11 protein-coding genes are annotated in these 12911 nt (G+C 63.7%); 8 read left to right on the top strand and 3 right to left on the bottom strand.

What is annotated here, in order from left to right; genetic code table 11:
• Positions 1-14 precede the first annotated feature (14 nt).
• A complete protein-coding gene (locus K2O51_RS27445) occupies positions 15-629 on the bottom strand; it encodes a glutathione S-transferase family protein (RefSeq protein ID WP_011298966.1) in 615 nt (204 codons plus the stop codon).
• A 368-nt stretch (positions 630-997) separates the two neighbouring features.
• On the opposite strand from K2O51_RS27445, the gene purB reads away from it, so the two are divergent.
• The 8 genes from purB to K2O51_RS27405 all read left to right on the top strand — a co-directional run bounded on the left by purB (position 998) and on the right by K2O51_RS27405 (position 9807).
• A complete protein-coding gene (gene purB, locus K2O51_RS27440; protein WP_220631023.1) occupies positions 998-2374 on the top strand; it encodes an adenylosuccinate lyase in 1377 nt (458 codons plus the stop codon).
• 255 nt (positions 2375-2629) lie between these two features.
• Positions 2630-3181, top strand: coding sequence for a cytochrome b (locus K2O51_RS27435; RefSeq protein WP_011298964.1), 552 nt, complete (start codon positions 2630-2632; stop codon positions 3179-3181).
• A gap of 87 nt (positions 3182-3268) precedes the next feature.
• Positions 3269-3841 carry a YceI family protein gene (locus tag K2O51_RS27430; protein WP_011298963.1) on the top strand — a complete coding sequence of 191 codons (573 nt, stop codon included), beginning with the start codon at positions 3269-3271 and terminating at the stop codon, positions 3839-3841.
• Between the two features lie 94 nt (positions 3842-3935).
• Complete coding sequence (locus tag K2O51_RS27425) at positions 3936-4526, top strand: YceI family protein (RefSeq protein ID WP_011298962.1); 591 nt, start codon at positions 3936-3938, stop codon at positions 4524-4526.
• Between the two features lie 349 nt (positions 4527-4875).
• Positions 4876-6267 (top strand): class I SAM-dependent methyltransferase, encoded by a 1392-nt coding sequence (locus K2O51_RS27420; protein ID WP_011298961.1) that lies wholly within the window; start codon positions 4876-4878, stop codon positions 6265-6267.
• A 63-nt stretch (positions 6268-6330) separates the two neighbouring features.
• On the top strand, positions 6331-7662 hold the full coding sequence (locus K2O51_RS27415) for a sensor histidine kinase (RefSeq protein ID WP_011298960.1): 1332 nt from the start codon (positions 6331-6333) through the stop codon (positions 7660-7662).
• 7 nt (positions 7663-7669) lie between these two features.
• On the top strand, positions 7670-8803 hold the full coding sequence (locus K2O51_RS27410) for a hybrid sensor histidine kinase/response regulator (RefSeq protein WP_011298959.1): 1134 nt from the start codon (positions 7670-7672) through the stop codon (positions 8801-8803).
• Positions 8800-9807: a response regulator gene (locus K2O51_RS27405; protein ID WP_011298958.1), complete on the top strand. Its 1008-nt coding sequence runs from the start codon at positions 8800-8802 to the stop codon at positions 9805-9807. The genes K2O51_RS27410 and K2O51_RS27405 overlap by 4 nt, the downstream gene beginning before the upstream one ends.
• Positions 9808-9879: 72 nt before the next feature.
• On the opposite strand, the gene secF is transcribed toward K2O51_RS27405, so the two are convergent.
• The gene (gene secF, locus K2O51_RS27400; protein WP_011298957.1) at positions 9880-10851 is read right to left on the bottom strand and encodes a protein translocase subunit SecF; all 972 of its coding nucleotides are present in this window, start codon (positions 10849-10851) and stop codon (positions 9880-9882) included.
• Between the two features lie 24 nt (positions 10852-10875).
• A complete protein-coding gene (secD, locus tag K2O51_RS27395) occupies positions 10876-12741 on the bottom strand; it encodes a protein translocase subunit SecD (protein WP_220631022.1) in 1866 nt (621 codons plus the stop codon).
• Positions 12742-12911: the final 170 nt, after the last annotated feature.

Genomic DNA, 12911 nt, shown 5'->3' with positions numbered 1-12911 from the left:
TTTGCGGATCGGCCTCAGGCCTTTGGCGGTTCGGTGTCGATGAACGACTGGCGCTTGGCCAGTTTCTCGTGGTACGTGGCCAGGTTCGGATGGCGCTCGCGCCAGTTGATTTCCGGGAAGCGGAAGTCCAGATAGGACAGCGCGCAGCCCACGGCCACATCGGCCAGCGAATAGTGGTTGCCGCTGCACCACTGACGATCCGCCAGGTTGTTCGACATGGCAGCCAGCGCGGCGTGGATCTTGCCGAGCTGGCGCTGCACCCAGCGCTCGCTGCGCTCGTGCGGTTCGCGCTGGGTGTTCTCCAGGCGCGCGAGCAACGCGGCATCGAGCAGGCCGTCGGCCAGCGCTTCCCAGCAGCGCACTTCGAGGCGTTCGCGGCCGCCTTGCGGAATCAGGCGGCTGACCGGGGTGAGCGTGTCCACGTATTCGACAATCACGCGCGAGTCATAGATCGAACTGCCGTCTTCCATGACCAGGCAAGGCACCTTGCCGAGCGGATTGTATTGGCTGATCACCGTATCGGCTGACCAGACGTTCTCTTCGATCAACTGGTAGTCGATCTTCTTTTCCGCCATCACTACGCGCACCTTGCGCGCGTAGGGACTGGTTTGGGACGCGAACAGCTTCATTTTCTCCCCTCGAGCTTGTTATGAAGTGCATCGACGCTCGGCGGCAAGCTGCGCAGGAGCCTCGGGGCCATGCTTGCCCGATGCACTTCATAACAGGCTAGCGGAACGGCGAGCGCGAGTATACCCGCGCTGCATGGCGAATGAGTCCTCCCGAACGGATGTCCCATGGCGGTGCTGCAGCGTTGCCCCGGTACCGGGGCATGGGTGGTAAAATCGCCCGTTGCGCGGCGCCGGCCCGTCAGCGCCGTTAGCCGCAAGACATCCGCGGTGCGGCGTATCGGCCGCTTGCCAGCTGCCCGCGGGGCCCTCCCCGCGCATGGCGCGCGCCTGCAATCCATCCCGTACCCCCATTCTCCCCGGTTGCCAGCATGTCCACCTCTTCGCTTTCGCCGCTCACCGCCCTGTCCCCCATTGATGGTCGCTATGCCTCCAAGGCCGACCCGCTGCGCGAATGGCTATCCGAAGCGGCCTTCATGCGCAACCGCGTCAAGGTCGAGGTGCACTGGCTGATCGCGCTGGCCCAGGCCGGCCTGCCCGATATGCCGAAGTTCTCGGCGGCTTCGGAAGCGGCACTGCTGGCACTCGTGGACAAGTTCGGCGAGGCCGACGCCGCCCGTATCAAGGAAATCGAAGCCGTCACGAACCATGACGTGAAGGCCGTCGAGTACTGGCTCAAGGAGCAGGTAAAGGGCAATGCCGAACTTGAAGCGGCGAGCGAATTCATCCACTTCGCCTGCACCTCGGAAGACATCAACAACACCTCGCACGGCATGATGCTCAAGGGCGCGCGCGAAGGTGTCATCGTGCCGGCGCTCAAGCGCGTACAAGCGCGCCTGGTCGAACTGGCCAAGCTCAATGCCACGCAGCCGATGCTGTCGCGCACCCATGGTCAGCCGGCCAGCCCGACCACGCTCGGCAAGGAAATGGCCAACGTGGCCGCGCGCCTGGCCCGTGCGATCGATCGCATCGAACGCGTGGAACTGCTCGGCAAAATGAACGGTGCCGTCGGTAATTACAACGCGCACCTGTCGGCGTACCCGACGTTCGACTGGGAAGCGTTTTCGAAGCAGGTTATCGAAACGCGCCTGGGCCTGACCTTCAACCCGTACACCATCCAGATCGAGCCGCACGACTACATGGCCGAGCTGTTTGACGCGGTCGCACGCGCCAACACCATCCTGCTTGACCTGAACCGCGACGTCTGGGGCTATATCTCGCTGGGTTACTTCAAGCAAAAGACCAAGGCCGGCGAGATCGGCTCGTCGACCATGCCGCACAAGGTCAACCCGATCGACTTCGAGAACTCGGAAGGCAATCTGGGCCTGGCCAACGCGGTGCTGCGCCACCTGTCGGAAAAGCTGCCGGTGTCGCGCTGGCAGCGTGACCTGACCGACTCGACCGTGCTGCGCAATATCGGCGTGGCGTTCGGCTACAGCCTGCTGGCCTACGAGGCGTGCCTGCGCGGCCTGGGCAAGCTGGAAACCAACCCGGAACGCCTGAGCGAGGACCTCGACAACTGCTGGGAAGTGCTGGCCGAGCCGGTGCAGACCGTGATGCGTCGCTTCGGCGTGCCGAACCCGTACGAACAGCTCAAGGAGCTGACCCGCGGCAAGGGCATTTCGCGCGAGGCACTGCAGACGTTCATCACCGGCCTGGCGATTCCGCAAGAGGCCAAGGACCTGCTGCTGGCCATGACGCCGGCCAGCTACATTGGCAAGGCAGTGGTGCTGGCCGAGCGCATCTGATCTGCCGCTGTTCCAGCCGTCAATGAGAAAGCCACCCCCGAAGGGGTGGCTTTTTTGTGCCTATCGAAACGATGGTCCGGCTTTCCGTGCGTCAGAATGTCGCTTCAAATCATTTGAATAACTTAATTAAGGACTGTCCTTCATCTGCGCACGATTCGTCGCAATAATGCGAGAATCGTAAGCGTGGGGCCCGATCTTCCGCTGCGGAATTACCCAAAGATTGTGAAACGCCCGCGACTCGGGCTGAGGAATTTGATGCGTTCTAACGCCAATGCTACCGGCTACGGTGCCACGGCCATCGGCCTGCACTGGATCATTGCCCTGCTGATTTTTGCCGCCTTCGGGCTTGGCTGGTACATGACCGGCATCCCCGGTCTGACTCCTACCAAGCTCAAGCTGTTTTCATGGCACAAATGGCTCGGCGTGACCGTGTTCGGCATTGCCGTGCTGCGCGTTCTCTGGCGAGCCACGCACGCAGCGCCGCCGGTGGCCGCGGGCACACCGGCGTGGCAGGCTAAGGCGGCTGCGGGTGCTCACCACTTGCTTTATGTTCTGATTATCGTGGTTCCCATCACCGGTTATCTGTACAGCCTGTCTGCGGGCGTGCCCGTGGTCTATCTGGGCTTGTGGAAGATGCCGGTGCTGATCGAGCCCAACGATGCACTGAAGGAAGTCTTCAAGGCCGTGCACGTCTGGCTGAATTACCTGATGGCAGCCGTGGTGGCCGTGCATGCGGCGGCTGCCATCAAGCACCAGGTGGTCGACCGCGACGGCACGCTCGGCCGCATGCTGCCGTTCCTGCGCTAGGCTGCATACCCGGTTGCCATTGTTCGGGAAGTCCCTTTTCGGTTCTGATGCGCGGCGTTTGGCGCCGCCCACTGACAGGAGTCATTGATGAAACGCATTCCCCGCCCCGGTTCGCTGCTGCTGGCCGCCGTGCTGGCCACTACCGGTTTCGCCGCAAATCTCGCCTGGGCGCAGATCGACGCCGCGAAGAGCTCGGTGACCGCGGTGGCGCGCCAGATCGGCGTGCCCATGGAGGGCAAGTTCAAGAAGTTCGATGCAAACGTCGACTTCGACCCGGCCAAGCTGGCGACGTCGTCGGCCAAGATCGAGATCGACGTGTCGAGCTTCGAGATCGCCGATGCCGAGACCACCAAGGAAGTGAAGGGCAAGGACTGGTTCGACGCGGCGAAGTATCCGAAGGCCGTGTTCCAGTCCACCAGCATCAAGAATGGCACGCCGGGCAAGTACGAAGTCGCCGGCAAGCTGACCATCAAGGGCAAGACCCAGGATGTCGTGGTGCCGGCAACCTATCGCCAAGAAGGCGGTGCCCAGGTGTTCGACGGCGTGCTGCCGATCAAGCGCACGGTCTTCAATGTCGGCGATGGCGAATGGAAGGACACTTCCGTGGTGGCCGACGACGTGCAGATCAAATTCCATATCGTGATGGCGGCAAAGAAGTGAAAGACGTGAAGCCCGGCATTGCCGGACTTTACGCACTGAACAGCCGCTGCCATTCCCATTGATGTTCCTCTCCAACCTTCTGTCGGGAGATCCCATGAAACTGCGTACCCTCATGACCGCCGTGGCAGCCATTGCCGCAACCGCCGCCTTCGGCGTGGCTTCGGCCAACACGGTAACCTATAACCTCGATCCGACCCACACCTACCCGAGCTTCGAAGCCGACCACCTCGGTGGCCTGTCGACGTGGCGCGGCAAGTTCGAAAAGTCCAGCGGCGTGGTCACCCTCGATCGCGTGGCCAAGACCGGCACGGTCGATGTGAAGATCGATCCGGCGTCGATCGACTTCGGCAATGCCAAGCTGAACCAGCACGTCAAGAGCCCCGACATGTTCGACGTCGAGGCTTTCCCGGAAGCGAGCTACAAGGGCAAGTTCAGCAAGTTCAAGGGCGACGTCCCGACCGAAGTGGAGGGCGTGCTGACGCTGCGCGGCGTGTCCAAGCCCGTGAAGCTGGAAATCCGCGACTTCAAGTGCATCCAGCACCCTATGCTCAAGCGTGAAGCTTGCGGTGCCGACGCAGTCGGCACGTTCAACCGCGCCGATTTCGGCATCGACTACGGCGTAAAGATGGGCTTCAAGCCCGATGTCAAGCTGGCGATCCAGGTCGAAGGCATCCGCGCCGAGTAAGATCCGCCATCTGCTGCACACGAAAAGCCGGCATCCGCCGGCTTTTTTCTTGGGCGCTCATTGCGAAGAGGGCGTACTATGCACTTGGTTGTACGGCATGCGGCAGCCACAGTACAATGGTCCGCGGCATTTCCCCATCGTCGGTGCAGGCAACGCGCCTGCCCGTCTGCGTGGGGGGGAGCCAGCCCCCGCATCCAACTCAGGCAATCGCGCATTACTATGAGCATTCGCTGTCGTAGCCCGTTCCGGTAGCCATTCCCGCGTCCCACTCGCCCCTGCGTGCCTTGCCCGGCGGATTTGTCGGGCGGCATGGCCGCAGCGTTTCTCGGATTTCCCCTGGCGCAATACCGTGTATTCCAAAACGCAAATCGATCCGGTGGTCAGTTTCCGCAACTCGCAGGGTGAGCAGGTGCGGGGCACGATCATCAATCTCCAGAGAAAGTCTCTGGTGATGGAAATCTACAATCCATATTCGATCGTGCAGGTCAGCGAGGTGCTGAGCGAGCTCAGTGTCCGGATGGGGGCCAAGAACGCCTACCTCGGCAAGGCCGTGGTCATGAGCCTGGTGAATACCGGCCTGACCGCGGTGGTGTCGCTGACGCTGATCGACGAATGGCGCGAACTGACCGACCTGAACAACGAGCCCAAGTCGGTGGCCCGCGAGGCCGAGCTGTTCGTGCAGGACTGGGATGCCCGCTTCAATATCCGGCGGGACTACCAGATCGTGGTCAACGAGATGCGCGCGTTCCTGTCCGAGGTGTCGCGCTGGGTGGAGCAGGTCGACCTGACCGAGACGCTGCCCAAGGTCGAAGGCCGCCTGCGCGAGGACGTGTTCTACGAACTCGCCACGCCGATCATGGGCCGCACCAAGCGCTACCTCGAGTGGCTCGAGGGCGAGGCCCAGAGTGTCGACCCGGAAATCGCCCCGGTGCACCGCACCTATGCCCAGGCGGCCCTGCATCCGCTGCTGCTGCGCGCACCGTTCGTCTACCGGACCTTTACCAAGCCGCTCGGCTACGCCGGCGACTACGAGATGGTGAACCAGATCCTGAGCGATCCGCAGCAGGGGCCCACCACCTACTTCCAGATCGTCAACACCGCCTTCCTCAAGGCGGCGGTGGCGACGGCGCACCGCAACCGCATCGACCTGCTGATCGAATTCCTGACGCGGCAAGCCGAGCGTGCGCGCCAGGCAGGGCGCCCGTTCCGCGTGCTCAATGTGGGCTGCGGTCCGGCTTTCGAGATCCAGCGCTTTGTCCGCGAGTACCAGCATCCGGAAATGCTGTCGTTCCAGCTCGTCGACTTCAGCGAAGAGACACTCGATTACACCAGGGGCTCGATCGAACGCGCCGCCGCGCAGGCCGGGCACAAGGTCTCGGTAGAGATGGTCCACCAGTCGGTGCACGAACTGCTCAAGCGCCGCATCTCCCCGGACGATATCGATGCCAGGGAGTTCGATGCCGTCTACTGCGCGGGTCTCTTCGACTACCTGTCGGACAAAGTGTGCTCGCGCCTGCTTTCGTACTTCGCGTCGCGCACCCGGCCTGGCGGGCAGATCCTCGTGACCAACGTGCATGCGGACAATCCGGAGAAATTCGGCATGGAGCACTTGCTCGAGTGGTACCTGATCTATCGGGACGACGCGGGCATGGAGTCACTGCTGCCCGAGCACTCGCATGGCCATCGGATTTATGTCGATGCCACCGGCGTCAACGTATTCGCCGAAGCGACCATTCAATGAGGCACTGACCGTGCATGTTCCGCGCCAGCGGGCTGGCGCGGTGGGGCACCAACGGACCAGGTCATGAGTACGAACCAACTATATGCAGGCTACCAGTCGGAACTCGCGGATTTCCGGCTGGCGTTCAGCCGCGGGGGTGCCTACACCGCCATCGCGCTCGTCCTGCTCGGGGTAGGGCTGGACTACGGTCAGTATCCGCAGCAGCAACTCGCCTTTGGCCTGGCCCGCGTGGTGGTGTCGCTGCTGATTGCCGGCGTGGTGGTCATGCTCTACAGCGCCGCGGGCCGGCGTTTCGCGCCATGGCTTACGCTGACCTGGCTGCTGCTGCCGCAGATCATGATCGCGTGGATGATCTCGCAGACCGAGGGCGTGGAGTCGCCTTATTACGTTGGCCTCAATCTCGCGATCTTCGCCTCGGGCATCGCACTGCCGTTCGGGCTGTGGCAAAACCTGGTGTTCGGCCTGCTTTCGTACCTGCTGTACGCGGCGGCCTGCCTGCTGCACCACGGCGGCATCGATCCGGTAGGTACCTTCATCGTCAATTCGCTGTTCCTGCTGTTTGCGGCGGCCGCCAGCGGGGTCTATACCTTTTTCAACGAGCGCGCGCGCTTCATGCTGTTCCGGCTCAAGGCCGAGGTGGCCGAGAAGAACGCCGAACTCGAAGTCATCAACCGCAAGCTCGTAGATATCAAAGGCCAGATGCTGCAGCAGGAAAAGATGGCCGCCATCGGTACGCTCGCGGCCGGCCTGCTGCATGAGGTCAACAACCCGGTCAACTTCTGTCTGATGGCGATCGAGGTGGCCATGGAAGAGCCGCAGGCCAAGGAAAACCCGTCGCTCGAAGAGTGCCTGGTCGATGCCAAGCAGGGCATGCAGCGCATCCAGCATATCGTGTCGGACCTGAAGACATTTGCGTACCGCAAGCCTGGTGCCGAGGTCGAAGGCACGCCGTTCCTGTTCGAAAAGGCGCTGGATTCGTCGATCCGCCTCACGGCCCACGAACTGCGCGGCGTGAAGGTGACGCGCGAGCTGCCGGACGACACCCTCGTGCTCGGCGACGAAGCTGCTGTCATCGGCGTGCTGATCAACCTGTTCTCGAACGCCGCGCTGGCGATGCGCAAGGCAGGCACGGCGGCGCCCGCGATCCATACCACGGTCAAGTGGATGGAGAACCGGCTCCATGTGCGCGTGCAGGACAATGGCCCGGGCATCGCGGAAGAGAACATCGCACGGGTGTTCGAGCCGTTCTTTACCACGCGCGACGTGGGCCAGGGACTGGGGCTCGGCCTGTCGATCAGCTACGCGGTGATCGAACGGCATGGCGGCCAGCTCATCGTCGAGAGCGAATTCGGCCACTGGGCCGCCTTCAGCTTCGACCTGCCGCGCGCGGAGTGACACGGCCATGACAGAAGCCCAGCAGGCACGGCCCGCCGTGCTCTACGTCGACGATGAAGATATGGCGCGCAAGTACTTTGCGCGCGCCGTCGGCAACGAGTACGAAGTGCTGACCGCCGCCGGCGCCGACGAAGCCATCGGCATGCTGCGTGCCGCCGGTACGCGTACGGTCATCCTGGTGACCGACTTCCGCATGCCGGGGCGCGACGGCGGGGACCTGCTGCGCCAGGTGGCCGAGGAATTCCCCCAGATCGTGCGCATCCTCGTCACGGCCTATGCCGACAAGGACGTGCTGCTGCAGACTGTCAATTCCGGCGAGGTGTTCCGCATCCTGGAGAAGCCGCTCAGCGTCGGCGATGTGCGCAACGTGCTGCGCCTGGCCGTGGAGCGCTCCCGCGAGCGGACCCTGCGGCAGCAGCGCCTGATGGCCATCGACGAGACGCTGGCGTTCCTGGCCCATGAACTGAACACGCCGCTGGCGGCCATCGCCAATTTCGCGCGCGGTATCGAAGGCCGCGTGGCAGCCGAATACAGTGCCCAGCGGCAGGGCGAGATCGGACAGGCAGCCACCGCGATGCACGACAACGCGCAGTATTGCCTCGCGGTGTTGTCGTCGTTCCTGCAATCCGTGCGCAGCAGCGCGGGCAGCGCGCCGACGCGTCAGGAGCCCGCCGCCGACGTGAGCGCGGGCGCGCTGGTCGCATCGCTGCTCGATACCTATCCGTTTGCCGGCGATCAGCGCAACTGGGTACAGGTCGAGATGCACGGCGACTTCCCGGTACAGACCTTGCCCAACTGCGTGGCGCTGGTGCTGTCGTCGGTGATGAGCAATGCGCTGCGCGCACTCGGCGACACCAGTGTGCCAAACCTGCGCTTTGTCGTGGTCGCGCAGCCGCGGCAGGAGATCCGCATCAGCGACAACGGTCCGGGGATTCCGCCCGAAGTGATGGACCGCCTGCTCGTGGATCCCGTCACTACTCACGCGGGGGCCGGCGGCAGTGGCCTCGGCATGATTTTCTGCAACCGCGTCATGCAGTCGTTTGGCGGCGGCATCCGGATCGCCTCAGCGTCCGGAGCCGGCACGACGGTGACGCTGGACTTCCCAAATTTCAAGAATCGAATGCACAGGAGTGACCGATGAGCGAACCGAATGCCACCCAGGCACCACCCCCGGCGATTCTGTTCGTCGACGACGAAGCCACAGCCGTCAAATACTTCCATCGCGCGATCGGCGCCCTGGCCCCGGTGGTGACGGCCGGCTCCGTGGAGGAGGGCAAGACGCTGCTCGAGGCGCACGCCGACAGCCTCGCGGTGCTGGTGTCGGACCAGCGCATGCCCGGCGAGTACGGCAATGAACTGCTGCGCCATGCGCGCGAGCGCTATCCGCATATCGTGCGGATCCTGACCACGGCATACTCGGAACTCGACCAGACCGTGGAAGCGGTCAACCAGGGCCAGATCCACCGCTACATCAAAAAGCCGTGGGACATCACCGCGCTGCGCATGGAACTGAAGCAGGCGCTGGAGATGGCCGGCCTGCGCAAGGAGCGCGACCAACTCGTGCGCGAAAAGCTGAGCGTGCTGCAGACGCAGACCGTGGCAACGCGCATCGGGATGATTCACGCGCTGTGCGCGAGCCTGATTGGCCCTGGCCGTTTCCAGCCCGTGGAAACCTACCTGGCCGCAACCGAATTGGCGGGCGCGCGCAATGCCGAGCCTGACTGGCAGCGTATGGACTACGCCGACCTTGTGCGCGCCGAGAGCGAACGCAGCGGCAGCTTCGGCCATGCGGTAGCGACGCAGCTTGCGGGTTTGCGCGGACGCTATGCGGGGCGCGGCGCCGCGGACGCGGTACAGGTCATTGCCGAATCGCTCGGCGATGGTACCGTGCGCCGCGACGGCGAAGCGGTGGTATGGACCTCGCCGTCTGCGCTCAGCGAGTTCGTGGCGAAGCCGGTTGGTGAAGCGGTGTCGGCCCAGCATGCGACATGGCTGGCGTGCCTGCTGTGGCTTGAGGAAGTCGGCGGCGCGCTGCGCTTCGCGCGAGAAGGCGATGCCATTGCGTGCCGTGTCGGCGAACGCGCGGCCAGCTTTTCGACGGACCGTCTGGCGATCTGGATCGAGCGGTTTTCTGAATTGGCTTGAGCGACTTGCTACCGCGGGCAACAAAAAAGCGCACCGGCTGGTGCGCTTTTTTATTTGGACATCAGGCCGGCTTCAGGCCTGCGCCCCGAAGTTCGGATCATCGCGATCCGTACCACCAGCCTTCTTCTCGCCTTTGATCAGGTCCTCGCGCTTGACACCGAACCACATGGCCAACGCCGCGGCAACGAACACCGACGAGTAGATGCCGAACAGGATACCGACCGTCAGCGCGAGCGCGAAGTAGTGCAGGGTGGGGCCGCCGAAGAAGAACATCGACAGCACCATCATTTCGGTCGAGCCGTGGGTGATGATGGTCCGCGACATCGTGCTCGTAATGGCGTGGTCGATGACTTCGTGCGTGGTCATCTTGCGGTACTTGCGGAAGGCTTCGCGGATCCGGTCAAAGATCACGACGGATTCGTTCACCGAGTATCCGAGCACCGCCAGGATGGCCGCCAGCACCGACAGCGAGAATTCCCACTGGAAGAACGCGAAGAAGCCCAGGATGATCACCACGTCGTGCAGGTTGGCGATGATGCCCGCCACCGCGAACTTCCACTCGAAGCGGAACGACAAGTAGATCACGATGCCGATGACCACGCACAGCAGCGCCAGCAGGCCATCGGTCGCCAGTTCCTTGCCGACCTGTGGGCCGACGAACTCGACGCGTTGCAGCTTCACGTCAGGCGTGGCGGCCTGCAGTGCGCCCATGACCTGTTCGCTCTGCTGGGCCGACGTCACTTGCTTGCCGTCCGGACCCTTCTGCAGCGGCAGGCGGATCATGACGTCGCGCGAGGTGCCGAAGTTCTGCACCTGCACGTCGGTATAGCCGAGCTTGCCCACCTGGCCGCGGATCTTTTCGAGATCGGCGGCCTGCTGGTAGTTGACCTCCATCACCGTACCGCCGGTGAATTCGATCGACAGGTGCAAGCCCTTGTGCCACAGGAAGAATACGGCCGCGGCAAACGTCAGGAAGGAGACCACGTTGAAGATCAACGCGTGCTTCATGAACGGAATGTCGCGCCGGATGCGGAAGAATTCCATGATGTTGTCCTGATGAATCGGTGCTTACTTGGCGACCGGGGAGTCCGCACCCGGTTTCCAGATCTGGCCGATGGCCACGCTCTGCAGCTTCTTCTTGCGGCCGTACCAGAGGTTGACCAGGCCGCGGTTGAAGAACACCGCCGAGAACATCGAGGTCAGGATGCCCAGGCAGTGCACCACGGCAAAGCCGCGCACCGGGCCGGAGCCGAAGGCCAGCAGCGCCAGGCCCGCGATCAGCGTGGTGACGTTGGAGTCCAGGATGGTGGCCCAGGCGCGTTCGAAGCCGACGGCGATGGCCATCTGCGGCGAAGCACCCGCGCGTAGTTCCTCGCGGATACGTTCGTTGATCAGCACGTTCGCGTCGATGGCCATACCCAGCACCAGCGCGATAGCGGCAATACCTGGCAGCGTGAGCGTGGCCTGCAGCATCGACAGCACAGCGATCAGCAGCAGCAGGTTGATGCCTAGCGCCGCGACCGAGAACACGCCGAACAGCATGTAGTACAGCACCATGAACAAGGTGATGGCACCGAAGCCGTAAGCCACCGAGTCAAAGCCCTTCTGGATGTTGTCCGCGCCCAACGACGGGCCGATCGTGCGTTCCTCGATGATCTCCATCGGCGCGGCCAGCGAGCCGGCGCGCAGCAGCAGCGCGAGGTCGTTGGCGGCTTCGGTCGAGTAGGAGCCGGTGATCTGGAAGCTCGAGCCGAGTTCGGACTGGATCGTCGCGACCGTCAGCACCTCGCCCTTGCCCTTTTCGAACAGCACGATGCCCATCGGCTTGCCGATGTTCTCGCGCGAGACGTCGCGCAGCACGCGGCCGCCCTGGGCGTCGAGCTTGATGTTGACCGACGGGCGCTGGTTCTGGTCGAAGCCGGCCGATGCGCTTTCGATGCGGTCGCCGGTGAAGATGACTTGCTTCTTCAGCACGACCGGGGCGCCGTTGCCTTGCGTGAACAGCTCGCTGCCGAACGGAACCGGGTCGCCTGCGCGCGGGTTGCGCGGCGCGTCCGGATCGGCCAGGCGGGCTTCCAGCGTGGCGGTGCGGCCGATGATGTCCTTGGCCTTGGCGGTGTCCTGCACGCCAGGCAGCTGGACCACGATGCGGTCGGCGCCTTGCTGCTGGATCACCGGCTCGGCCACGCCGAGTTCGTTCACGCGGTTGTGCAGCGTGGTGATGTTCTGCTTGACGGCGGCGTCCTGCACGGCCTTGCGGGCGGCTTCGGTGAAGGTGCCGACCACGTTGTTGCCGTCCATCGCGAAGGCGAGTTCGCGCAGGTTGTCGGCCAGGATACCGCGCGCGCGGTTGGCGTCGTCGGCATTGTTGAAGCGCACGGTCAGCTTGTCGCCGTCGCGGTCGATGCCGCCGTGGCGCACGTTCTTGTCGCGCAGCAGGGTGCGGGCATCGCCCGCCAGGCTGTCGAGCTTCTTGTCGACGGCACCCTTCATGTCGACCTGCAGCAGGAAGTGCACGCCGCCGCGCAGGTCCAGGCCCAGGTACATTGGCAGCGCATGCATCGCGGTCAGCCAGCGCGGCGAGCCGGAGAGCAGGTTCAGCGCGACCACGTAAGTCGGATCGGCAGCGTCCGGATTGAGCGCGCGCGACAAGACGTCCTTGGCCTTGAGCTGGTCGTCGGTGGTACGGAAGCGCGCCTTGACCGAGCCGGACTGGCCCGATACATCGAAGAACACGCCGTCAGGCTGGAGCTGGTTCTGGGCCAGGATTTCCTCCACATGCTTTTGCATGGAGAGGTCCACCTTGACCGTGGCCTTTCCCGAGGAGACCTGCACGGCAGGCGCCTCGCCGAAGAAGTTCGGCAGGGTATAGATGATGCCGATGGCCAGGGCCACCAGGATCACGACATATTTCCAAAGCGGATAACGATTCATCTCTGGCCAGTCATTCTGCGGTTGGCGGGTCCGCCGGGAGCCTTGGAGGCACTCCGTCGGGGCCGGACCGGTTGGCAAACAGCCGCCTGGCCGCCACGAAGGGTCCTTTACAGGCCTTCGGGCTGATCAGGCGGCTGCCAGGGCATGCACAAGGCGGCACGCCGGAACAA

Source organism: Cupriavidus pinatubonensis (assembly GCF_019602855.1).
GTDB lineage: Bacteria > Pseudomonadota > Gammaproteobacteria > Burkholderiales > Burkholderiaceae > Cupriavidus > Cupriavidus pinatubonensis.
Note: the sequence above shows the minus strand (reverse complement) of the source record. Positions and strands in the feature narration are given on the sequence as shown.